The organism is Bacillus sp. GBSW19, assembly GCF_002998655.1.
Classification (GTDB): Bacteria; Bacillota; Bacilli; order Bacillales; family Bacillaceae; genus Bacillus.
Map to the genome: position 1 here is coordinate 231,526 of NZ_PVRF01000004.1, position 23,007 is coordinate 254,532.

Annotated in this window: 22 protein-coding genes and 2 other annotated features; of the genes, 14 read left to right on the top strand and 8 right to left on the bottom strand. The window is 40.3% G+C overall.

Annotated elements, in window-relative coordinates:
* Positions 1-18 precede the first annotated feature (18 nt).
* Positions 19-801: a YfkD famly protein gene (locus C6344_RS17410; protein ID WP_106073150.1), complete on the top strand. Its 783-nt coding sequence runs from the start codon at positions 19-21 to the stop codon at positions 799-801.
* A gap of 353 nt (positions 802-1,154) precedes the next feature.
* On the opposite strand, the gene C6344_RS17415 is transcribed toward C6344_RS17410, so the two are convergent.
* The 4 genes from C6344_RS17415 to yfkAB form a co-directional block, all read right to left on the bottom strand.
* Entirely contained in the window at positions 1,155-1,874 is a 720-nt protein-coding gene (locus C6344_RS17415) for a YebC/PmpR family DNA-binding transcriptional regulator (RefSeq protein WP_012009270.1), read from the bottom strand.
* Positions 1,875-2,005: 131 nt separating this feature from the next.
* Positions 2,006-2,407 (bottom strand): nuclear transport factor 2 family protein, encoded by a 402-nt coding sequence (locus C6344_RS17420; protein ID WP_106073151.1) that lies wholly within the window; start codon positions 2,405-2,407, stop codon positions 2,006-2,008.
* A gap of 101 nt (positions 2,408-2,508) precedes the next feature.
* A complete protein-coding gene (locus C6344_RS17425) occupies positions 2,509-3,345 on the bottom strand; it encodes a mechanosensitive ion channel family protein (protein ID WP_106048686.1) in 837 nt (278 codons plus the stop codon).
* Between the two features lie 7 nt (positions 3,346-3,352).
* Positions 3,353-4,474 carry a radical SAM/CxCxxxxC motif protein YfkAB gene (gene yfkAB, locus C6344_RS17430; protein ID WP_106031334.1) on the bottom strand — a complete coding sequence of 374 codons (1,122 nt, stop codon included), beginning with the start codon at positions 4,472-4,474 and terminating at the stop codon, positions 3,353-3,355.
* A 146-nt stretch (positions 4,475-4,620) separates the two neighbouring features.
* On the opposite strand from yfkAB, the gene C6344_RS17435 reads away from it, so the two are divergent.
* Together C6344_RS17435 and pdaA are read left to right on the top strand one after the other, a co-directional pair.
* A complete protein-coding gene (locus C6344_RS17435; protein ID WP_012009274.1) occupies positions 4,621-4,812 on the top strand; it encodes an SE1561 family protein in 192 nt (63 codons plus the stop codon).
* Between the two features lie 101 nt (positions 4,813-4,913).
* Entirely contained in the window at positions 4,914-5,705 is a 792-nt protein-coding gene (pdaA, locus tag C6344_RS17440) for a delta-lactam-biosynthetic de-N-acetylase (RefSeq protein ID WP_095286087.1), read from the top strand.
* 34 nt (positions 5,706-5,739) lie between these two features.
* Here pdaA and C6344_RS17445 read toward each other — a convergent pair whose 3' ends face one another.
* The 3 genes from C6344_RS17445 to C6344_RS17455 form a co-directional block, all read right to left on the bottom strand.
* The gene (locus C6344_RS17445) at positions 5,740-6,231 is read right to left on the bottom strand and encodes a DUF2716 domain-containing protein (RefSeq protein ID WP_106073152.1); all 492 of its coding nucleotides are present in this window, start codon (positions 6,229-6,231) and stop codon (positions 5,740-5,742) included.
* A 32-nt stretch (positions 6,232-6,263) separates the two neighbouring features.
* Complete coding sequence (corA, locus tag C6344_RS17450) at positions 6,264-7,223, bottom strand: magnesium/cobalt transporter CorA (protein WP_060595785.1); 960 nt, start codon at positions 7,221-7,223, stop codon at positions 6,264-6,266.
* Positions 7,224-7,355: 132 nt separating this feature from the next.
* Entirely contained in the window at positions 7,356-7,862 is a 507-nt protein-coding gene (locus C6344_RS17455; protein WP_060595786.1) for a hypothetical protein, read from the bottom strand.
* A gap of 432 nt (positions 7,863-8,294) precedes the next feature.
* Between C6344_RS17455 and C6344_RS17460 the strand changes: the two genes are divergently transcribed.
* The 11 genes from C6344_RS17460 (at position 8,295) to C6344_RS17510 (ending at position 21,109) form a co-directional block, all read left to right on the top strand.
* Positions 8,295-9,164 (top strand): DNA-3-methyladenine glycosylase family protein, encoded by an 870-nt coding sequence (locus tag C6344_RS17460; RefSeq protein ID WP_106031331.1) that lies wholly within the window; start codon positions 8,295-8,297, stop codon positions 9,162-9,164.
* Between the two features lie 102 nt (positions 9,165-9,266).
* Positions 9,267-10,652 carry a 23S rRNA (uracil(1939)-C(5))-methyltransferase RlmD gene (rlmD, locus tag C6344_RS17465; RefSeq protein WP_060595788.1) on the top strand — a complete coding sequence of 462 codons (1,386 nt, stop codon included), beginning with the start codon at positions 9,267-9,269 and terminating at the stop codon, positions 10,650-10,652.
* 134 nt (positions 10,653-10,786) lie between these two features.
* Complete coding sequence (locus C6344_RS17470) at positions 10,787-11,197, top strand: DUF6508 domain-containing protein (RefSeq protein ID WP_060595789.1); 411 nt, start codon at positions 10,787-10,789, stop codon at positions 11,195-11,197.
* A 216-nt stretch (positions 11,198-11,413) separates the two neighbouring features.
* Positions 11,414-12,241, top strand: coding sequence for a MerR family transcriptional regulator (locus C6344_RS17475; RefSeq protein WP_106039438.1), 828 nt, complete (start codon positions 11,414-11,416; stop codon positions 12,239-12,241).
* Positions 12,242-12,267: 26 nt separating this feature from the next.
* The gene (locus C6344_RS17480) at positions 12,268-13,455 is read left to right on the top strand and encodes an MFS transporter (RefSeq protein WP_066031157.1); all 1,188 of its coding nucleotides are present in this window, start codon (positions 12,268-12,270) and stop codon (positions 13,453-13,455) included.
* A 191-nt stretch (positions 13,456-13,646) separates the two neighbouring features.
* Positions 13,647-14,495: a DNA alkylation repair protein gene (locus C6344_RS17485; RefSeq protein WP_106073153.1), complete on the top strand. Its 849-nt coding sequence runs from the start codon at positions 13,647-13,649 to the stop codon at positions 14,493-14,495.
* Between the two features lie 234 nt (positions 14,496-14,729).
* Complete coding sequence (locus tag C6344_RS17490) at positions 14,730-15,914, top strand: DUF1835 domain-containing protein (RefSeq protein ID WP_106073154.1); 1,185 nt, start codon at positions 14,730-14,732, stop codon at positions 15,912-15,914.
* 74 nt (positions 15,915-15,988) lie between these two features.
* Positions 15,989-16,211, top strand: a binding site (T-box leader).
* A gap of 37 nt (positions 16,212-16,248) precedes the next feature.
* Positions 16,249-16,473 (top strand) — a binding site (T-box leader).
* Between the two features lie 50 nt (positions 16,474-16,523).
* The gene (gene thrS / locus C6344_RS17495) at positions 16,524-18,446 is read left to right on the top strand and encodes a threonine--tRNA ligase (RefSeq protein WP_106073167.1); all 1,923 of its coding nucleotides are present in this window, start codon (positions 16,524-16,526) and stop codon (positions 18,444-18,446) included.
* 173 nt (positions 18,447-18,619) lie between these two features.
* A complete protein-coding gene (locus C6344_RS17500) occupies positions 18,620-19,186 on the top strand; it encodes a hypothetical protein (protein WP_106072569.1) in 567 nt (188 codons plus the stop codon).
* Between the two features lie 17 nt (positions 19,187-19,203).
* On the top strand, positions 19,204-20,496 hold the full coding sequence (locus tag C6344_RS17505) for a hypothetical protein (protein ID WP_223254345.1): 1,293 nt from the start codon (positions 19,204-19,206) through the stop codon (positions 20,494-20,496).
* Between the two features lie 331 nt (positions 20,497-20,827).
* Complete coding sequence (locus C6344_RS17510) at positions 20,828-21,109, top strand: hypothetical protein (RefSeq protein WP_003217864.1); 282 nt, start codon at positions 20,828-20,830, stop codon at positions 21,107-21,109.
* A 54-nt stretch (positions 21,110-21,163) separates the two neighbouring features.
* Here the strand turns inward: C6344_RS17510 and C6344_RS17515 are convergent, their stop codons facing one another.
* Complete coding sequence (locus C6344_RS17515; RefSeq protein WP_060595796.1) at positions 21,164-22,672, bottom strand: AcpB/EbpR/MafR family transcriptional regulator; 1,509 nt, start codon at positions 22,670-22,672, stop codon at positions 21,164-21,166.
* Positions 22,673-23,007: the final 335 nt, after the last annotated feature.

The following is a 23,007-nucleotide window of genomic DNA, read 5'->3' on the forward strand; positions in this document are numbered from 1 at the left end:
ATGAGAAAGAGTGATGATATGAAAAAGATGCCCCGCATCATGTTTGTTGTTCTCTTATCCTTAAGTTTTCTATACAGCTTTCCAGCGAAGGCGGCGAAGCCATTTAAGGTGCCATCGTCTGTCGCTAGTATCTCAAAGGAGAATACGTATCCGAACGCGTCACAGGATCAGCCCCTGCTCCAGCCGAGCGAGCTGACAGCTGAATTGTTCAAAACAACGAATGTACCGATTGAAAATACCCATTTGATCAAAATGCTGAATGAATCCAGCATTTCAGGGACGCCATTAGCGGTTGGATACCGCGCGACCATTTTCCTTGGAAGATGGGCACTGAGCTACGATTCAAACGAAACGGTTGCCAACTGGGAATACAAAAAAGTGAATACGAACCACATTGATAATAGAGTCGGCAACAAAACTGCCATTGGAAAATACGTTCAAAAGCAGCAAGTGAAAGTGAGCGGCGGGCTCACAGCAAAGGTGCCAAACCCGGAAGATGTGAAAACATTGATGATGCAAAAAGCCATTCAAAAAACAAAGCTGCCCCTCGCTTTTGACACAGTGATTGGCGCAGGAACAAAACGAGATCAGTCGTACCATGTATCTCCGAAAAAAGCAGCTTCGCTTCATGCCTATGCACCAGCGATTAACGAAAAAGGAAAGGTGACATACGGAGAAGTGTACCTTGTGCTCAAAGGAAATAAACGCAAACTCGTCGTAAAAAACGTGACCTCACAAGGAATCGGCGCTTGGATTCCTGTGCAGGATCACCTGACGTTTGGATTTCAAGGGATGAATTAAAACAGTCGTCTCCTCTTATCAAGGGGAGATGACTGTTTTTTGCTAATTGGTTTTATCATTTTTCCCTTTCAATTCACTTTTGTAAAAGTCAAAGATGTTATATAAATACCATGCGATGAAGAGAAAGAAGAAAATTTTTGTTACTATCATGAAGTTGCTGAAAATAAAACTTAGCCCAAGAATAGGAATGATCATAAATCCATAATAAGAAAACCACCATGTTTTAAAAATGAAGCTCAGCTCCTTAAAGAGTTGTAGAAATTAACATTTTATTTATATATTACATGTTTTGAGAAAATAAAAAAGCCATAGCAGCAGTTGAATGAACCCAACCACTACTATGGCTTAAATTTTTATTCCCCTAAATCCACATTATGATAAACCTGCTGCACATCTTCAAGCTCTTCTAATACATCGATTAGTTTCTCGAATTGTTCTTTAGATTCATCATCTAATGTCACTTCATTTTGAGGAAGCATTGTGATTTCAGCGACAGTAAATTCTTCAACGCCGGCTTGTTTGAATGCTTCTTGTACTTGATGGAATTGATCTGGTTCAGCGTATACAATCACTGTTTCATCTTCTTCCATGATGTCACGTACATCAACGTCTGCTTCCATTAAAAGCTCAAGCGTTTCTTCTTCACTTTTTCCTTCGACACCGATGACAGCTGTTTGGTCAAACATATAAGCAACAGAGCCGCTTACGCCCATGTTTCCACCGTTTTTCCCAAATGCTGCTCGAACATCTGAAGCTGTGCGGTTGACGTTATTGGTGAGGGCATCAACGATCACCATTGATCCGTTTGGACCAAATCCTTCGTAGCGCAGCTCATCGAAATTCTCTTCCGCACCGCCTTTTGCTTTTTCAATGGCACGGTCTACAATGTGTTTTGGGACACTATATGTTTTTGCACGTTCTAGGACAAAACGAAGTGCTTGGTTTGATTCTGGGTTTGGCTCACCTTGTTTGGCAGCCACATAGATTTCACGCCCGAATTTTGCGTAAATACGACTTGTACTGGCATCCTTTGATGCTTTCTTTTCTTTAATGTTGTTCCACTTACGACCCATCTTATTCACTCTCTTTCACTTAGTAAATACACAGTATGAGGGTCCCCATGCTGCATGAAATCATTCTGCCTTCTATTATACATGAATCAGTCAAGAGGATAGAAGTAAGAGGGCTGAAATGAAGAGATTTCTCAGTTGATGTGTCCAAGCTGTTCAAGCGTTTCATGCTGCTTGTGAGATTTCGTCAGCTCGTCGCACCGAATGATCCTGCCATCTAATAACGTGAAAAGAGCCATGACATCAATTAAACCCCGGTCCCCGCTTGCGAGTTCCACATGTACAGTGTAACGAAAACACCCTTGCTGCGTATCTTCATCAAATAACACATCATGAAAAGCGGGGATCTCAAGCTTTTTTGTTATTCCTTTTAATGTGGATAGATGCTTTTTAAACTCATCAAGTGTCGAAACCTTTCCATCGGTCACTTGCTGATAGTCAGGTGAAAAATAAGCCTCCACTTTTTCTATATTGAATTTGATTAATACCTCTTCATACATCTCTTTAATAAATGATATCGCTTCTTTTTTTGTCATGAATCAACATCCTCTCTTTTTGTTAACCAGTTAACTATAATCCATTATAATTAACTGGTTAACAAAAAACAATCAAAAAAATAACCCCATCATAAATGAGGTTATTTTGCAGGCTGGGGATAAACGAGATCTTCAAGCAATTTGACATCATGCTGATGAAGTTGTTTGATCATTTCTTTTCGGACAGCGAGGGCAGCATCGAAGTATTTTTCGTCTTCGACCATTCCTTTCACTGTGATCTCAATCCCGCGGTTCAGCTTGTTCAGGCCCATAATGCCATGGACTTGAAACGGTTCAATGGCATGTTGAAATTCATCTTTTTTGAGAAAATCATGATGCATCTGATTTAAATGGTCACAGGCCGTTTCGAGTGCTTGAAAGGCTGTGTCTGGGTTTTGATTCGCACTAATTAATACAGACTCCGTAATCCGCATGTAGTGCATGTTATAGTTTTGAATTTGCCGGATGTCTCCGTTAGAAATGGTTAACAGCTTGCCGCTCCATTCTCTAATTTGCAGAGAGCGGAGACCAATCTCTTCAATCGTTCCATTAAAGAGGTTATTCACTGTCACATAATCCCCTTTATGAATCTGACGTTCATAGATCAGAAAAATGCCTGCTAAAATATCGCGAATCAGTGTCTGGGCGCCAAAACCGATGACGATCCCAGCAACACCAGCACCTGCAAGGATTTTTCCGAAATCATGAAAGAAGAGAGAAATGACATACATTACAAAGCAAATCGAAGCGGTGTATTTTGTAACAGATTTGACCAAGCTCTCGATCGTTTTTTTCTTCTTGTCCTCTATAAACTCCGTTCGTTTAAAGAAAATTTGAAGCGCTTTGTTAATCATAAAGACGGCAAGCCAAAGAACGAGTCCCACAAGGAGAATTTCAATGTATTTGTTCTTGACTATTGTCAGAAAAGTATCGTCCATCTATCGGTTACCCCCTGGCTGTACGAGAAGTAAAATCAACATCTTGATAATAGCTGTTTTTCACAAGAACATTCGGACCGAGGCATTGTACGCTTGGACAATGGCAATTCAGCTCTTTTGCTAATTTTGTGTCCATCCAGCGTGAATAAGCAGATTGCAATGTATCAGTAGCAATGTTTCCAAGCGGCGGTGTATCGCCAAAGTCTGTCACAATAATATTCCCATCAAAAATATTCACATTCAAACGTGAGCGGCCGTCAGGGTCATTTCGTACCGTGACATGTTTCTCCTGACGCAATCGCTTGAGGAGGCGCTGATCTTCTTCATCTGTGCTGCAAGAATAAAATGGCAAGGTGCCAAACAGCATCCATGTGTCTTGATCACGAATATCAAGCAGCTGATGAATCGCATCACGCATTTGCGGAAGCGTCAATGATTCAAGGGCGCTGGCAAAATCACTTGGGTACATTGGGTGAACTTCGTGGCGCTGGCATTTCATTTCCTCCACGATTTGCCGGTGGATGTGTTCAATATATGGAAGCGTGCGTTTATTAAGCATGGTTTCAGCAGATACGGTAACACCTGCTTTGACAAGTGCCCGGCTATTTTCAATCATGCGGTTAAATAATTTCTCGCGCTGCTCAAAGGTTGGTTTTCTGTCCATCATCGCAAAACCGACCGTTGCAAACTCTTCGACAGTTCCCCAGTTATGTGAGATGTGAAGGACATCTAAGTATGGAATAATTTCCTCATATCGCGCCAAATCAAGTGTTAAGTTTGAATTGATCTGTGTACGGACGCCGCGTTCATGGGCATACTTTAATAAAGGGACGACATATTCCCGCACAGATTTGAGAGAAAGCATAGGCTCTCCGCCTGTAATACTGATTGAGCGCAGAAGCGGAACTTCATCTAAACGGCGAAGCAGTAAATCAAGCGGCAGTGCATTCGGGTCCTTAGGCTGTAAGGTATAGCCGACCGCACAGTGCTCACATCTCATGTTACACAACGTCGTTGTTGTAAATTCGATATTTGTCAGCTTCATCTCTCCGTAATCCTGCACATCGAGATAGGCTTCCCAAGGGTCGTATGCAGGTGTAATCGGACGAAGTGCTGTTTTTTGGTTCATGGTATCTATCTCCTTTTCATTCGGGCAAACGTAGACCCGCCAACAGTTAATTTTAAGCCCCATCACCGTTATACGCAAGTGGGGCATCATTGATTTACAAGGGGAAAAAAGATAAGCTAGAAACAAATGCTAAAGGGAGTGTATCTATGGGCAAGGCAGCAGACAGCAAAGAGCAGCAGGTTGATTATTTAAAGAACCGATTAGATATGTTTATGAATGTGATTGATTCATTAGATCCTGAATCAACAGATGTTGAGGATATAGACAGACTGATCCAGATGATTGACGACCTAGAAGCGAAATATGAACGGTTTAAAAATGATTGGAAGGAAGAATAGCTCGCGCAGTGCGGGCTTTTTTCTTTAATTTGGCAGGTGAATCAGTGTATGAGTCTCGGTCTTATTCTGCACAATAGAAGAAAAACCGGGAAGTGACGTAAATGAAAAAATACATGCTCATCTGTTTATGTGCGCTTTTTGTATCCATGCCTCTCTCAGAAGCGGAAGCCGTGTCTAATAAGCCCGTCCACTGGGGATTTGCGAAAAGCAAAGAACACAAGCCAGCAGATGCGGGTAAAGAATTGAACGTCCTTTTAAAAAAGTATGATGCCTTTTATTTAGGAAACACGAAAAAGAAAGAGATTTATTTTACCTTCGACAATGGCTATGAAAATGGGTACACGCCGAAGATCTTAGATGTGCTGAAAAAACATCAAGTACCAGGCACCTTTTTTGTGACAGGGCACTTTGTAAAAGATCAGCCTGAGCTCGTCAAACGTATGGCAGAGGAAGGTCATATCATTGGCAACCACTCCTATCACCATCCAGATTTAACAACAAAGAGTACGAAAGAAATCAAAGAAGAGCTGGACCGTGTCAATGAAGCCGTGTACAAAATCACTGGAAAACAAGACAACCTCTATCTTCGTCCGCCGCGCGGTGTATTCAGTGAAAGAGTGCTGAAGGAAACAAAAGAGCTCGGCTACCAAACCGTTTTCTGGTCAGTAGCGTTTGTGGACTGGCATATTCATCATCAAAAAGGAAAACAGTATGCCTACGATCAAATGATGAAGCAGGCGCACCCAGGTGCCATTTACTTACTTCATACCGTCTCAAGGGACAATGCCGAGGCATTGGATGATGCCATCACGGCTCTGAAAAAACAAGGATATTCCTTTAAAAGCCTAGACGATCTCATGCTTGAAAAAGTATGGCATCTGCCTCAGCTATAGAAAAAAGCTTGCAGAAGACCTGCGAGCTTTTTCTTTATCCTTCTCTTATTTTACGCTGAAACAAAATCGGGTGATGACGCGTAAAAGAGTCAATCAAGCCCTCACCGAAAATCGTGATTGTTTGCTCCCAAGGATGTCCTAGCAAGCCCCAATGCATCTCCTTTGATAAAAAGAAATCATAATCCCCGTTAGGAAGCACAGGGACTCTCCATTCCCCAATTTCATCTTTTTCAAATGACCCGTATGGAGTGATCCAGTAGCATTCGTGCTGCCAATCGAGTGCCAGCATATATTCGTCTGTTCTCATATGCTCCTGAAAAGCAAGTAACGCTTTCTCTTCAAGGTCTTCCTCCGCATGTAGAAGGGAAGGGTCCTCAAAATAAACAGAGATATCATATGTAATATAAGGAGATGGTACGTGGAATGAGGGAAAACGAGAGATGCTTGGATTAAATTTGAAATCTCGATAGAGCGTCTCCCATACCAGCTTTAGTTCTTGATGAGTCAATGGAATCCAGTTTTCCACCTTAACCGCCCCCAAGCTATTCTCTCAACAAATTATTTGAAAATGCGGAACCACCCTTTATGCTTAAACCACAAAAGCATACCCGAGACGAGCAGACCCATGAAAATCAGCACCCCAAAATAGCCATACTTCCAGTGTAATTCAGGCATGTTATCAAAGTTCATTCCGTACACCCCAACAATAAAGGTGAGTGGGATAAAAATGGTCGACACAATGGTCAATGTCATCATGATCGCATTCATTCGATTGGAATTCAGCGTCTGATAGCTGTCTCGTAAATCGGCCGTCATATCACGGTTTGACTCGACGATCTCGGTTAGTTTCAAAAGGTGATCATAAATATCATTGAAATATGCTTGCCGGTTCGTATCGCTTCTCATCGTATTTGTGTTGACAATACGATATAAAAGGTCCCTCATCGGGATAATCGTTCTTCGCAGCTTGAGCAAATCGGATCGAATTCCGAATACTTCGTTCATCAGCGTTCCATATGTTTTATGACCTTCTTCATCCTCAATTTCATTCAGCCTGTCCTCAATTTGATAAATGATTGGGAAATAATCATCGGTAAGCTGATCAATCAGCATATAAGCAATATGCTCAGGTCCGCTATTTCGGGTTTTGTCAGATTCTTTGAGCTTTCGAATGACACGATCAATGTATGGTGCTTCCTTCAAATGAAAGGTCACGATATAATTGTCACCGACAAACAGATCGATTTCCTCAGATCGAAGCGTCTTTTGATTCAGGGCATGAAGCACGAAAAATAAATACCCTTCATAAAAATCAAGCTTCGGCCGCTGTAAATAATGGAAGCAATCCTCAATCGCAAGCGGATGGAACTGAAAGTATTCCTTCAAAAGCGCTGCTTCCTTTTCCGTTGGCGCATGGAAATCAATCCAGTACCAGGCGATATCGGGGCTTGAAAGCTGCTGTAATGTTGCATGTTCAATCAAGTCGCCGTTTTTTGTCACTGCAATTTTTTTCAGCATGTGCACCCCTCCAGACTTGCATTATATCATGAAGCAGCACCGGTGAACTTATACGTGTTCTGCATAAAAAAGCCGATCTCATTACTGAGATCGGTCCAATGTGCGTGTATGATTGATGGATAAAACCGAGAATTAAGGACGACGGAAGTTGACGAAACCACCGTTACGGTCGAACCAGCCTCTAAATGCCCAGTTGATGTAGCCGCCGTCACCTTTGTTTGTGAAAGATCCATTTTCAAATACCCAAACTCCGTAAGTAATGCTTCCGTATTTCACAGTAGCAAACGTTTTGACTCCGTTGAAACGAGTCTCATAACCTTGGCTTAAGTTAAATACCATGACATTGTATTTTGAGCCCGCAGCATAGAAAGCAGACTCCATTAGTCCTTTGACAAAGCCTTCACGGTTTGTGTTAGCATTTGCAGCATTGATTAATGCATTAGCTATACCAAGTACGTCAAAGTTAATATTAACGTTTCCTGCGGTTGTAGATGCTTTACTTTCAACAGCTTTGTTTAAAACAGTTTGCTGAACAGTAGTTGAAACTGGAGTAGTTTTTTGTTCAGCAGCGTCAGCGAATACTGGTAGTGTCGAAGAAACAGCAGTGGCAAGGGCAACAGAAAGAATGGTTTTTTTCATTGGTCGGATCTCCTTTGTTTTTAAATTTTGGGTCTTTCTTTTCGTAAAAAGTGAAACTAGGTGAAGCCGGTTATCAATGAGGTAAAATATGGTCCTGCAAGATAAAACAAATGATTGCCTAATCAGCTAATTCCTTTGTTCACCTCCTTGATATGTCATAATTATACAAATGTTTTCGGAATAGAAGATATCACCCAGAGGTTCTATTTCTAATTTAAGGTAAATGATCCTAAAATATTGAAGGATGCTGTCGAATTTTAGCTGAATTCGACTAAAAATGTTCCTTCATCCAAAAGGAAAATGACCGTAAATAAGGAAGATATAACTGATAAATTCTTGTACTCTTTATGTTTAAAAGTATTCAATATGGAGAATCATTCATGCAAAGTGAAACAATCGCATCTGCGTGTTTGCAGAAAGGAAGAGTAAAACATGTGGGAAAAAGAGCTGGTGGTGGAGCCGCCGTATCATTTCGATCAAGTGCTCAGACGCTTATCAAGTGATCCATTAAAAGCAGTCGATTTGAATAAACGAGAAATCAAAGTACCAATTAGGTTAGAACAAAAACCATACGTTGTCGTCGTTCAAGCCACCGGAACAAAAGAAGCGCCCACGTTTCGGGTGCAAGGAAAAGGTCCTGAGGAACCTCTCATATGTGAGGTGAAGCGGATATTTGGCATGAAGCATCAATTACACGCTGTGCATGAGCATTTTTCTCAAACGAATTTAGCGTCCATATTTGAGCGTCATGTCGGGACACCGCTCATGCTGGATTTTCACTTATATCATTGTTTGATGAAATGCATCATTCATCAGCAGCTCAATCTGGCGTTTGCTTATGAGCTCACGAAACGGTTTGTTCATACGTACGGTGAGCAAATAGAAGGTGTTTGGTTTGATCCTTTACCGGAAGCCATCGCCTCACTTGAAACAGAGGATTTGAGAAAGCTCCAATTTAGTCAGCGGAAAGCGGAATATGTCATCGATGTATCGAAGCGAATTGTGAGCGGCTCTCTTTGTTTAGAAGAATTACACGATTTAACTGATCTGGAGGTAGAAGAACGTCTGCTTCCGATTAGAGGGATTGGCCCTTGGACAGTTCAAAATGTGCTCATGAATGGGCTTGGAAGACCAAATCTCTTTCCGATGGCAGATATCGGTATTCAAAACGCCATCAAGCGGCACTTTGACCTGCCTGAAAAGCCGACAAAAGAAGAAATGGCAGCATTAAGCAAGGAGTGGACCCCGTATTTAAGCTACGCTTCTTTATATTTATGGAGAAGCATTGAGACAGATAAATAAATGAAAGGGATTTTCTCTCTTTGTCCAAGTCATGATATACTAATGAGATGGAATAAAATGAAGACAACCTATCAAGGGTTCAGATAGAACGGAGAGAATGAAGTGAAGGAAAAACAGCAAGGTGCCCTTTTACAAAAGGGACAGCAGTTCCCGCTTACCATTAAACGCCTTGGCATTAATGGGGAAGGGGTCGGTTATTTTAAAAAGCAAGTGGTCTTTGTCCCGGGTGCGCTTCCAGGCGAAGAAGTGGTTGTGGAAGCAACGAATGTCCAAGCAAAATATGCAGAAGGTACGGTTAGAAAAGTCCGAAAGCGCTCCGAGCATCGAGTGAAACCGCCATGCCCAGTATACGAGCAGTGCGGAGGCTGTCAGCTACAGCATTTGGCATACGAGCAGCAGCTAAAGGAAAAACGAGATATTGTCATTCAATCAATAGAACGACATACGAAGCTATCAGTTGAAAAACTAGATATTCGACCAACGATCGGTATGGAAGATCCGTGGCACTACCGGAACAAAAGCCAGTTCCAAGTAGGGCGTTCTCACAGCGGTGACATCATTGCTGGGCTTTATGGACTGAACTCTCATAAGCTTGTACCGATCAAGGAATGTATCGTGCAGCATCCAAATACGAACAAAACAACGGGCGTTGTCCGCAAAATCTTAGAGAAATTCGGTGTATCGGTCTACAATGAACGGACAAGAAAAGGCGACGTACGCTCAATTGTCGTGCGTGTCGGCTTTGAAACAGGGGAAGTACAAGTCGTCCTTGTCACATCGAAACCTGAATTTCCAAAGAAAAAAGAAATCGCCGAAGCCATTCAAAAACGTCTGCCAGAAGTGACGTCCATTATGCACAATGTCAACGGTGAAAAAACGTCGGTCATCTTTGGCCATAAGACATCTCACCTAGCTGGCAACATGGTCATTCAAGAATTTTTAGGAGACGTCTCCTTTGAACTGAGTGCACGTGCTTTCTTCCAATTGAATCCGAAGCAAACGCTAAAGCTTTACGACGAAGCGAAAAAAGCGGCCAAACTGACTGGCAAAGAAAAGGTTGTCGATGCGTATTGCGGCGTTGGAACGATTGGGATGTGGCTTTCAGATGGTGCCAAAGAAGTACGAGGAATGGATGTCATCAAAGAATCGATTGATGATGCCAAGAAAAATGCCAAAAAACACGGCATGAAAAACGCGACCTATGTGACAGGAACAGCGGAACATTGGCTGCCAAAATGGGTCAAAGAAGGCTTCCGTCCTGACGTCATCGTCGTGGACCCGCCAAGAACAGGCTGCGAGCGCACCTTCTTAGACACTGTCAAACAAGTCAAACCAAAACGTCTTGTCTACGTCTCTTGCAACCCATCCACACTAGCAAAAGACCTTGAATACATGTCAAAAGACTACAAAATCGAATACATGCAGCCAGTGGATATGTTTCCGCAAACGGCGCATGTGGAGACAGTTGTATCAATGGTTAGAGTATAAAAAGTGAAGTGAATAAAGACTGTCCGTGATTTGAATACTGGTGTCTAGCTGGTAGGATGATCACGGATTTTTTTATACTGATCCATAGGTGTCGATCAGAGTAAACCATATAAAGGAGATAGAGGAGGATGAAAATGAGTCAATTCGATATTCTAACAAAATACATACCGCTGCTTCAGGAAGATCATATTGGAGAATGGGTAATCGATCAAGAAAATGATGGCACAGCTGAACATCCGATTCAGATGCCCTTTGTGAATTATTCCGAAACGGTTCGTCACTTGATCGAAGATGTTTATACCTTTGCAAAACAACATCAAGAGCTGGAGCTTACCCGCTACAGAGAGATCCTCAAAGAAAATGGGATTGAAGGTGGACCGAACGATATGGAGAATGTGGACATTTCAAATTTAAATGCGCAGTGTGTGCTTGCTCTCATGATGGGGGTTGTAAGAGCCGAACGGTTTAGCGAGGGTGCCATATTCAATTTCTTTAAAAGTGGAGATATTGTAAAGTGCCTGAAAAGATTGGATTGTTTGGGGTAAATGAATAAATTCAAGGGGTGATGGCATGTGCTCCGCTCTTATCAGAAAGCATTCTTTTAAAAGTGAATCGAAAACCTTCGTTTTAGGCACTATTTGAAAATAGTGCTTTTTTGTTTCTACTGAAGCGAATCGACATTTTTAAATTCTTCAGTTGACCTTCCCCTTAACTGAAAGGTTTATACTTTGATCAGATCAACAAAACGGAGGAGATGCAGGATGTTCAAGATCGGCGATTTTTCTATGTTAAGTAAAGTGCCTGTTAAAACCTTAAGATATTATGACCAAATTGATTTATTAAAGCCTAAGCAGATTGATCAAGATTCGGGATACCGATATTACTCAGCTGAGCAGCTGCTTGAGGTCAATCGAATTTTTCTGTACAAGGAATTGGGCTTTACGTTAAAGCAAATGGCTCAGCTTCTTCGGGAAGATATTTCGGTAGAGCAGATTCAGGGCATGTTTCTGCTGAAAGAAAGTGAGATTCAGCAATTGATCGAGAGAGAACAACAGAAATTAGCGCGTATTAAGGAGCGGATGCACCTCATTAAACGAGAGGGGTGTGTTGAAAAAGAACAGGAGGTCATTATCAAATCTGTTGAAAGCAAAAGCATCATGTCTTTTCAATCCAACGGAACTGTTGACGAAATTCCTTCATTCTTTCAAACGTTTCATCATTTATTACTTAAAATTCAACAAGAATTGATCTCGGGACCACAAGTGGTGCTGTGGAGGGAATCAATGGAAAAAGAAAGTGAGTTCGAATTTGAGGTGGGGTATTCCGTCAAATCGTTAAGGGGCACTCTTCCTCAAGGAATCAAGATACGTACGTTACCTGCAGAAGAAACAATGGCGACACTGTTATTTCATTCACATTCTCCATCCGCACAAACTGCTTGTATTGACCTGGCGACATGGATTGAAAATAACGGATACCGCGTGAAAGAAGACCAGCCGGGCCGAGAGATTTATTACCCTTTGTCTGAAAATGAAGAAGGCAGACTCATTGAAATTCAAATTCCTATTATAGATGAAATCAAATCGTAAACATTGCCCAAAGGAGAAACGTCACGATGAAAAACAAAACCGTTGTCTATTTACTTGCTTTAGCAGCCTTTTTAATTGGAACGATTGAATATATCATTACAGGCATTATCCAGATGGTCGCAGATGATTTACATGTCACGACGTCTGCTGCTGGATTATTGGTCACGTCTTTAGCGCTCTCAGCAGCCATCGGCGCACCGATTGTCATTGCACTGACGATCAATATGGACCGCAGAAAAATATTATCATGGATGCTGATCATTTTTATTTTAAGTAATTTCATCACAAGTGTCAGCCATTCGTTTGAAATGGTGATGATGACAAGGATTTTACAAGGAATCAGTGGGGGGACGGCTATTGTAGTGGCAATGGCTGTTGCGACTCGTCTTGTAGAACGTGAAAAAAGAGGAACAGCCATTGGCATCATTTTAATGGGATTAAGCAGCTCCTTGGTTTTAGGTGTTCCAATCGGGACATTTCTAAGCAGTATGATTGGATGGAAAGCATTATTCGCAACCATTGGATTGATCACGCTTATTCCGCTGATTGTTGTGTATAGGCGAATTCCGTCTATGAAAGAACAAGAACCGGTGACACTTGGTATGCAATTATCGATTTTAAAAGATAAGCGAATATTACTTGCGGTGGCAGTGACGCTATTCTATGTAGGTGGATATTCCACGTTATTTACCTATTTAACGCCCTTCCTGCAAGCATCAGCAAACCTTAGTATCACAGAAATCAGTGGCATTTTATTACTAGCTGGAATATGCAGCTTTTTGGGCTCCAGCCTTGGAGGGATTGCAGCAGATAAAAAGGGCCCAATATTCACGATTTTCTCTGGAATCATTCTGCAAATCATCATGCTCATGCTGCTAGCATTTGTCACAGGGAATCTCGTGGTCATGGTGGCTGTCATCATGATATGGATGATCGCTACATGGAGCACATCACCAGCTCAGCAGCTATATCTTGTAACACTTGTACCAAAATCTCCTGATATCGCATTAAGTGTCAATACATCATTTATTCAATTCGGATTTGCCTTAGGCTCTGGTGTAGGAGGGATTGTGTTAAGCGAAACATCTATATTAAACCTAAGCTGGATCAGTGCTGGAACCGTTTTTCTCGCTTTACTCATGACCATTCTAATGGTGGCGTTTGACCGTTTTTCTCAGCATAAGAGTTTGAAGGTGATCGAACAAGGAAGCTAACTTAAATTCAATTTTGTATAGAAGGAACTACTTATTTCGGGTAGTTCCTTTTTGATTTGAAGAATGAACCAGTGAAGTTGTTTATTTGCTACAATAGGAGTCAATATCCAAAGAATGAAGGCATCAACAAATTTCTTTTAAAAACGATGAATGTCTAACAAAAGAACTGCTAGACGAGGAGAGAAAATAGAATGCAAATAAGTGAGGATATCATCAATCGAAAAGGCGCTCGAAAGGGGACTGATATCCCTCGTGACGTCTGGACCCTTTTGAATCAGGGAGAGATCGAAAGTGTGAATTTAACTGAATGGCTGGCTGTCAATCATATGACGCTAATACAGCATGTTTTGCCGTCCGTTGGTTTAGACCATTATATAGACGATATTTCATCTGAGATCACTAAACAAAAAGCTGAATCAGGAATGAAAGCAATTCGTCTCATCGGTCAATTGTTAGATGAAGTGCTACACGAAGAGAATGAGGAAAAACAAGCGGAAGTACTACAGGCATTTGCTCACCACGTATCTGATAGCGTTCGCTGTTGGGCTGCTTATATGAACAAACAACACTTATCAACTCTGGAAGAGAAACTTGCGTACATTAAGCCATTTGCAGCTGATCATCATTTTGGTGTACGAGAAATTGCGTGGATGTCAGTGAGAGAAAGCCTCAGTCATCAGCTTGATCAAAGTATAGAATATTTAACAGAATGGGCAAAAAGCGGGGATGAAAATATTCGCCGGTTCTCTGTAGAGTCGATCCGTCCTAGAGGGGTATGGACAAAGCATATTGAGTTATTAAAACAAGAGCCAGAGAGGGCACTGCCTATTCTAAATTTACTCAAATCCGATCCATCAACATATGTTCAAGATACTGTAGGAAACTGGCTCAATGACGCTAGTAAAACACAGCCAAATTGGGTCATGAACCTTTGCGAACAGTGGTCTAAGGAATCTGATACAAAAGCGACTAGCAGAATTATCAAGAAAGCGAAGAGAACGATTTGTGAAGGGGAATCTGTGAATAAGAGCTTGAACTGAAATCCTTTTTTGAGGGGATTTCTATCTATAAATCATTCAGAAAGAAAAGTCTCAAAGCGAGCTCAGTAAACAGATTGCCCCATTTCGTGGGATATAGTCTCTTCAATTCTGCATTCTATATATATCTTATCCTCTCATTGTCATACTTTTGAATGAAATTGACTCAATAGAATTGACGCAAGAGCCATGAATAGGTGAAGATGAAATAAACTGTAAGATAAAGGGAGACAAATGATGATACATATCGTATTTGGGGCAGCACCTGCCGGTAGTTTAAAACAAGCATTACGTGAAATGAAGCAAGATCAAGTAAATAATATTATCGCCTTTGATGACATTTATTCGATTGGACCCCTTTTGCATTTGCATGAACATGAAGGACAGGAGAAGCGTATAGAGTGGCTGCGTAACGTGATATCAAATGAATTTGGCTATTTTGATGACATGGTCAACGATCAGCATAGAATGCTTCAACAAATAAAAGATATAAAAGATGGTACGCGTATCCTCATCTGGACAGGCAGTAATGCACATGAGCAAATTGGTTTACGATATGCCATCTATTTATTAAAAGAGAAAAACATTGAATTGACTCTACTCAATACAACGACTGCATTTGATCAGCTGTTCAATACAAATACAAGACGAATGGATATTCGCCATGCCGGGGAAATTACAACTGAAAAATTGAAGGTTTTGTACAGATGTAAAGAGCACATTCACGCAGTATCAAAAGAAGAAAGAGAGAAATTACAAAACGAATGGCTTTCATTTGCTAAAGAAAATCATACGCTGCGGATATGGCAAAAAGGAAAAACGATCAGTGTACCAGAAGATGAATTTGATGCTTATTTAGTGAAAATGGCTAAGCGGCTTCATCAGTCCGAGCCAGAAGAGGAGTACATCGTAACTCCACGCTTAATAGGAGAAGTCATTGGTCATTTAGATCAGTATATCGGTGATGATTTTATCGAGTATCGGATAAAGAGATTAATTGATCAAGGCATTTTTGACATGATAGGACGACGAACTTCCATACGTTATTACTCAATTAAACTGACAGAATTCGGTCAGCACTTCAAAAAATGGGTGTGCTGCCGTGAATTTGAGGATCATCCTTTTGTGAAAATTGAAGGAGATTACGGTGGTGAACCTTTTCATTGTGGGTATTGTCAATGTCATCTAGAAAGAGATGATATACCAATGAGCGATACACTTTTCTCAAAGATTTGGAATTGGAACATACAGTATGGCCGCTGGTTTGACGAAGAGACAGATGATTTGGTGCCAAATGGCGCAGACATGGAAAAGAAATTCAATCAAGAAGGAGAGCGTATCACTGAAGAAGTGAAACGAGCCTTATCCCCTGCGTTTCAAATTGAATACAGCCCAAGTAAATACACGCAACACATCATTTAAAGAATGAATTTCAATTGCTCTGCACAAAATAAAGCTTTACATGTTCTATCATCATCATGTAAGATATGGAGAAATTAAAAGCGAAGAAAAGGACATGAGCCATTTTTACTGGTTACCAGAGAGGGAAGTCACGCTGAAATCTTCCTAACGCAGAAAAGTGTCTTACCACCTTTGAGCTGTATTGGGGAAATCATAGTATCCAATATCGTCTACGCCACGTTACGGCACCAGAGCCATAAAGCGAATACGCGTTATGGGAATTTGGGTGGAACCACGGATCACACATTCGTCCCTCTATGAGGGATGGGTGTGTTTTTTTGTTCACTCCTATATCATCATTGCTTTGAAAAGGACATGAGCAGCTTTTATCGGTTACTAGAGAGGGAAGTCACGCTGAAATCTTCCTAACGCAGAAAAGTTGTCTTACCACCTTTGAGCTGTATTGGGGAAAATTGAAGTATCCAATACCGACTATGCCACGTTACGGCACCAGAGCCATAAAGCGAAAATGCGTTATGGGAATTTGGGTGGAACCACGGATTACACATTCGTCCCTTTATGAGGGATGGGTGTGTTTTTTTATATCAAAAAATGAAAGGTGTGTCAGTCATGAAAGAAAACATGGTGAAGATTCAATTTCCAGATGGAAAGATAAAGGAGTTTTCTGCAGGTACGACTGTCGCAGGTGTTGCCTCCCATATTAGCCCGAGTTTAAGGAAAAGAGCAGTGGCAGGAAAGATCAATGATCAATTGGTCGATTTAAGTCACCAGCTGGACAACGATGCTGGGCTGTCTATTGTCACACTCGATTCAAAAGAAGGGCTTGAAGTGCTGCGCCATACATCTGCACACGTATTAGCCCAAGCGGTGAAAAGGTTATATGACAATGTCACACTTGGAATCGGACCTGTCATCGAAAATGGATTTTACTATGATATGAAGCTAAATCAAACATTAAGCGTAGAGGATTTGGCAGAGATTGAAAAAGAGATGGAAAAGATCATAAACGAGAATCATCTCATCCAAAGAAAGGAGGTCTCTTACAAAGAAGCTGAATCGTTGTTTGCACATGATCCATATAAGCTGGAGATTTTAAAACGACTCCCATCTGAAGAAGCCATCACAGTGTATCAGCAGGGTGAATTTATCGACTTATGCCGCGGGCCTCATTTACCTTCTACTGGGTTCGTAAAGTCATTTAAACTAACACGTGTTGCAGGTGCTTATTGGCGGGGTGACAGTCATCAAGATGTATTGCAGCGAGTGTATGGTGTAGCGTTTCAACATCCAAAATATCTAGCTGAGTATCTTCATTTCATGGAAGAAGCAAACAAGCGTGATCACCGGAAATTAGGGAAACAATTATCTCTGTTCATGTTTTCGGAAGAAGCGCCAGGTATGCCGTTTTATTTACCAAAAGGTCAGCTTGTCAAAAATGAATTAATGGCTTTTTCTAGAGAAGTGCGAGGCAAAGCGCAATATGAAGAAGTGAGCACACCGTTTATGATGAACCAAGAGCTTTGGGAAAAGTCGGGACATTGGGATCATTATCATGAAAATATGTATTTCTCAGAAGTAGACCATACAAGCTTTGCTTTAAAGCCTATGAATTGTCCAGGACATATGCTCATGTTTAAAAACAGCTTATTTTCATACAGAGACCTTCCGATCAGGATGGCTGAGTTTGGTCAGGTGCATCGTCATGAATTTAGCGGAGCATTAAATGGATTGTTCAGGGTCAGAACATTTTGCCAAGATGATGCCCATATTTTTTTGAGAGAAGATCAAATTGAAGCTGAAATCAAACGGATTTTCCAATTAGTTGATCATGTGTATCGGACATTTGGGTTTGAGTACTCTGTGGAACTATCCACTCGTCCTGAAAAAGCGTTAGGCGATGATGCCATTTGGGATATCTCTGAATCAGCGCTAAAGAATGTGCTTGATCGGCTAAAAGTCGATTATCAGCTAAATGAAGGAGATGGGGCATTTTATGGCCCGAAAATCGATTTTCATATAAAAGATGCCTTGCAGCGGAGCCATCAGTGCGCCACAATTCAGTTAGATTTTCAAATGCCTGAGAAATTTGATTTAACATATATCAATGAAAAGAATGAAAAGGTACGGCCAGTTGTCATTCATAGTGCCATTTTCGGTTCTCTGGATCGTTTCCTTGGCATTCTCATCGAGCATTTTGCAGGCGCCTTCCCGTTATGGCTGGCACCAGTACAAGTACAAATCATCCCTGTCTCAACGGTTCACCTTGATCACTGCCTTGAGGTGCAGCAGCAATTAAGAAAGATCGGAATAAGAGTGACAATCGATGAACGGGATGAAAAACTCGGCTATAAAATGAGAGAAGCACAAATGCAAAAAATCCCTTATATCGCTGTCATTGGCGATACAGAAATGGAAGAAAAAACACTGAACATCAGACAACATGGAGAAAAGACATCTAGACAGCTGTCTGTTAATGACTTTAAACACCTGGCAGCCCACCAAATAAAAAACAGATCAGCTGTTCAAATATGATGTGCTGATTTCATGAAGAAAGATAAGACGTTCATTGAATGATGGGCGTCTTTTCATTTTCGAAAAAAGCCGAATTGACAGTAGAAAGGGAAAATATTGAAACATTTTTTCGGTAAAATCGTAATAAAGATAGAGCGTTCAACAGAAACATTTAAAACGGAGAGGAGTATTACATGGAACAAGCTGCACTGAAAAAGATGAGGACGAAACAAATAGCTGTCTCTAATTTAATAGCCGCTATCATAATCGTCGCTTTTTTTATGTTGATCCAAATTGTTGAAATTCGATTTACACATTTCTTTCTTTGTTTAGGAATTTTAATGCTCCTTCAAAGCATTTATGGTTTTATTAAAAAAGGATCAACAAAGTCTTTCATTCCAATTTTCGAGCAGATAGCTATTTATGAAAAAGAAAAATTGGGGAAAGAGTGGGAGAAAGAACAGAAGATGGATAATGTTTGGAAACTGATATTGAGTGGGCTTATGTTCTTTCAGTCTTTTAGCTTCCAAGATGTATCGAACCCATTCTTTGATATCCAACCTTTATTTCTACTTTTCTTATTGATTATGGCTCTAGCTCTTATCAATATAAGCATGCTTTTTCGCTTTAGAAAAATCGACCGATCGACTGATGGAGAATTAACAGGCTATACAAAAGAGTCAAACATAATGGGAATTGCTTTAGGATTCTTGTCAGTAATCATCATCTTCATCTTTATCGTTATTTTTGTTCTTCCATAAAACTTAACCAATTTGAGGTGAATCCATTGAATGCAAACATACAACAACTGATTGATCAGACAAAGGCGAAATTTGGCTTAGATCTTTATCATCTAAAAAGACACAGCTTTCATCGTTACGTCAACATGTTTAATGAAACGATTTATAGATTCAATATGGAATGGTTCCCCTCTCATGAAACGGAACCTGAGGACGACGATTTAAACCCAGACGGCACAGCCATTATTGAAGTGAATTTGAATACGGGACAGGTGGAAACAGTTATTTTTGTCATGGACAAAACCTATGCGCAGCATGGTGTCACATTTAAGAGACCATATCCAGCTCATGTCATTCAATGGATCGAACAAGAAACAGGGTTAATCTATGGTGAGCATTTTCACATGCATCAGAAGGAGAAAGGGGGACTTTTTTTCGAAGAAGCAATAGATGGTGTGAAAGTGACGCCTTCAGGCAGAATTGAGGTGAAATGGGATGAACATGGACAGCTCATGTACTTTACACACCACGGACCATTTTTAGCCAAAACATTACTGAGAGCTGAGGAATATGTGCTTTCTATTGATAAGCTGGAGAACTTAGCCGAGCAGCAAGTGCAGCAGTTTCAATGGCCTTCCTTCGAGCACAATCGAATTCGAACAATTTATGCATTAGAAGAAATCTATGTCAAGAACGATGGAACAGGAACTATACCGTTTGAAATTGGGCGTGAAGAAACACTTTGTATACACATGAATGAGATCATTGAATGGAATGAACCGTTAAACAAAGCCTTTGAAAAAAAGGAAATGAATATCCATGAGGACATTTCAGCTGAACAAGCTTTCTCATTGGAGCCTTCACCGGATACCATCCCGATATCAAAAGAAGAGCAAACTGAGTGTATAAAAGCAGTCCGAACCTTTTTGGCGCAAAAATATTCAAAGGATACAGGAAAGTGGGTTCTGAAAACACTCCATCGTGATCATGGATACATCCATGCGATATTAAAAACGAACGGGCAAGAAGGCAGTGGATTTATGGACAAGATCAAGGTCTTCATTGACGCCAGCTCGTTTGAAGCCGTTAATTACATAGATAAAAAAGAAATGTTTCAAGTGTGCGGGATACTGAGTCCCTCTCAATCGGCAAGTGAAATTACTGTATCTCAGAAAGAAGCCTTTGAAAAATTGAGAGAACGTCTTGAACTGACACCTATCTACGTCTATGACGAAGTGCAAAAACAATATGTTCTATGCGGAAAGCTCGATTGCCATGATGGTATTGATTCAGAGAGCGGCGAAGTGTTTTCTTTGAAAGACCTCTCATAATGTCTGAAAGAACAGTGAGGAGCTGTTCTTTTTTGTCTCATTGCACCAATTTTTTGAAGAAATTTGGAATTTTGTAGCAGGAAGTTGTCGTTTCATCACGAAAGAAACAGATAAGAATATGATCATAGGTCCATCGGTTGGAATATAGTAGACGTCATACATAGTAAACACTCATGACAGTAAACATGATCTACAATGCTTTTTGAAGAAAAATGAAATCGTGTCTCTAGTAGTATACGACATTTGGTGGACTGACATCTTAGGATGACTTTGAATATGTTTGTTTTAGGTAAGCTTGAAGCCATGATAGAAGAAAGTGAGGATATCTACCTTGAGTACATTGGAAGTGTTTCGTCAGTTTTTGGTTGACCATTATCCTGCGTTACAAGATGAACTTTGGCTGAAAGATGTTGATACCCTTCGAATCTCTCCTATTCTTCATCCTTTTCTGAAAAGCAAGCTGCCAGAGGGGATCGAAAAATTCACTTGTGTACTATTCACGCAGCAGACAGATCAAACCGCTGCACCGCTCAAAGTATACCTTCTATTAGATGAATATGAGCAATCACTTTACGCCATTGATTTGATGAATGAACAAATCGTGCTTCATTAATACAGAAGCAAAAAGCTGCTTGAGAAGCTCTCAAGCAGCTTTTTTTGATGAACATTAGTCGATCATATCAACCAATCTTCGGTTCAAGTTGTCCAATTCTTTCTTTGTTGGAAAAGAGCTGATCAGCAGTGTATATCGTCCAAATTGAATAGGGAGCTCGGTATCGGTCACGATCATATCAATCCCAAGTTGATCCATCGTTACATCATTTAATGTATTTTCTGGACTTGTAAAAGTGTGAATGAGAGGAGGCACGCTTAATTTAATTAAATCTGCTATAAACAAACTATGATAATAGCCTAATGTTGAAATAACAAATATGTTCAACACGTTTCTTCGCTCCATTTCAAATTGAACAAGCCCTCTCCAGGTAGACGTAATGATACGGATCAATTCCCGTTCATTTTTCACAAAAGAAGCGAGTATATCGTCTGTTTTTAACTCTTGGATGATATGAGTAATCCTCGAATAGAAGTAAGGAAGCTGCTCTTTCACCTCTGATAAATAACTCGATTTCTTTTTGAAAAGGAATCCATCTCTCACGGTAATTTCCTTAGAATACACATAATATTGGAGAAGAATCAGTGTCATCACCTTGCGATTAGCCACCTCTTGATGATAAATCAACTCCAATTGATTGATAAATGAATGAATGGCTTCAAAGAGGTGTGGTGTATGCGATTGAAAGAACGTCAACTTTTCTTCGACAGATTCAATTGATTTAAAGTGGCCAATAGCTGGTTCGATCAATAGTAAAAAGACAAATTCGTGATGATCCAGTGTAATACCAAAAATGTCCTTTGTCATTTGGCAAATGTGCTCTTCCCAGTTTTTGATTTGATTATAGATACCTTTGGCTGTAGAGGTCTGTTTTTCTTCATTCATCGAGTACGTATAATTGCGTCGTATGGTAAAATTTTTCCTCACTCGGTGAATGGAAACACCGAGCCACAGGCAGTATTTATCTATAGCCACATCTGGTACATTGACTTCGAGCACCTGAAATAGCTCTTGTAATAAATCAACTGCGTCTTGCTTTTGAATATCATCGAATGGCCAAAGCCGGCTTCCATACACTTCAAACAAAAACTCAACAAAGAATTGACGAATCTCCTTCTCATTCCCATGGAACTGCATACTATCTGGGCGTAACTCGATGTCATAGGATGTAAGGATCGAATTGATTTTATGAATGGTGTTATACAATGTGGATCTACTAATATTAAGCGTGTCCATCCATTCATAGAAAGACCTGTTTTGTTCGAAAAAAATGCCGTCAATCAATCGAATTTCAATCGTATCTTTTAAAATTTCTTTGATATAGTAGTCTACTCGTATCGTCTGTGTATAACAAATGGATATGCCTTGTCTTGGCTTTATGTGGATTAACGGCTCTCCATTCTCTGTTTTGAACGATTTCATTTGTTCTAAATCGCTTTGAATGGCACGAACCGAACCGATATGTTCATTCGATATTTCTTGAAGGCTCCACCACTTATTTTTGGATACAAGCAGTTTTAAAATTTTTATCCATCTCTTTGATTTATTATCAATGAGCTCCATCAAACAACTAACTCCTTCCCTTGGCTTGCCTCTATATTATGAAGTTCACTTAAAGAACATTTGATTCTCAAAATAGGCATGAAATGATTGTAATGTTTAGGCTAAATCGTTTTGTCTTCACTTTTGATGATAAAAGAGAAAAAAATTAGACGAAAACAAATGTTATGCGCTGATTCTCCATATTTTTCTTTTAAAAGGTGATAAGTAAGCCATGAATCCTATAAAAATGGATCATTTTAGATATTTTGTTTATTTTTTTGCTGTTGAAACGGTAAATGTAAGAATAAAACGGAGAAGCTTTTTGATTACCATATGAAAGGGAGTAGAAAGGAATG

What these genes read in the sequence shown, in the direction of transcription:
- C6344_RS17410 (WP_106073150.1), top strand. Translation starts at nt 19, where the DNA reads ATGAAAAAGATGCCCCGCATCATGTTTGTTGTTCTCTTATCCTTAAGT.
- C6344_RS17415 (WP_012009270.1), bottom strand. Translation starts at nt 1,874, where the DNA reads ATGGGTCGTAAGTGGAACAACATTAAAGAAAAGAAAGCATCAAAGGAT.
- C6344_RS17420 (WP_106073151.1), bottom strand. Translation starts at nt 2,407, where the DNA reads ATGACAAAAAAAGAAGCGATATCATTTATTAAAGAGATGTATGAAGAG.
- C6344_RS17425 (WP_106048686.1), bottom strand. Translation starts at nt 3,345, where the DNA reads ATGGACGATACTTTTCTGACAATAGTCAAGAACAAATACATTGAAATT.
- yfkAB (WP_106031334.1), bottom strand. Translation starts at nt 4,474, where the DNA reads ATGAACCAAAAAACAGCACTTCGTCCGATTACACCTGCATACGACCCT.
- C6344_RS17435 (WP_012009274.1), top strand. Translation starts at nt 4,621, where the DNA reads ATGGGCAAGGCAGCAGACAGCAAAGAGCAGCAGGTTGATTATTTAAAG.
- pdaA (WP_095286087.1), top strand. Translation starts at nt 4,914, where the DNA reads ATGAAAAAATACATGCTCATCTGTTTATGTGCGCTTTTTGTATCCATG.
- corA (WP_060595785.1), bottom strand. Translation starts at nt 7,223, where the DNA reads ATGCTGAAAAAAATTGCAGTGACAAAAAACGGCGACTTGATTGAACAT.
- C6344_RS17455 (WP_060595786.1), bottom strand. Translation starts at nt 7,862, where the DNA reads ATGAAAAAAACCATTCTTTCTGTTGCCCTTGCCACTGCTGTTTCTTCG.
- C6344_RS17460 (WP_106031331.1), top strand. Translation starts at nt 8,295, where the DNA reads ATGTGGGAAAAAGAGCTGGTGGTGGAGCCGCCGTATCATTTCGATCAA.
- C6344_RS17470 (WP_060595789.1), top strand. Translation starts at nt 10,787, where the DNA reads ATGAGTCAATTCGATATTCTAACAAAATACATACCGCTGCTTCAGGAA.
- C6344_RS17475 (WP_106039438.1), top strand. Translation starts at nt 11,414, where the DNA reads ATGTTCAAGATCGGCGATTTTTCTATGTTAAGTAAAGTGCCTGTTAAA.
- C6344_RS17480 (WP_066031157.1), top strand. Translation starts at nt 12,268, where the DNA reads ATGAAAAACAAAACCGTTGTCTATTTACTTGCTTTAGCAGCCTTTTTA.
- C6344_RS17485 (WP_106073153.1), top strand. Translation starts at nt 13,647, where the DNA reads ATGCAAATAAGTGAGGATATCATCAATCGAAAAGGCGCTCGAAAGGGG.
- C6344_RS17490 (WP_106073154.1), top strand. Translation starts at nt 14,730, where the DNA reads ATGATACATATCGTATTTGGGGCAGCACCTGCCGGTAGTTTAAAACAA.
- thrS (WP_106073167.1), top strand. Translation starts at nt 16,524, where the DNA reads ATGAAAGAAAACATGGTGAAGATTCAATTTCCAGATGGAAAGATAAAG.
- C6344_RS17500 (WP_106072569.1), top strand. Translation starts at nt 18,620, where the DNA reads ATGGAACAAGCTGCACTGAAAAAGATGAGGACGAAACAAATAGCTGTC.
- C6344_RS17515 (WP_060595796.1), bottom strand. Translation starts at nt 22,672, where the DNA reads ATGGAGCTCATTGATAATAAATCAAAGAGATGGATAAAAATTTTAAAA.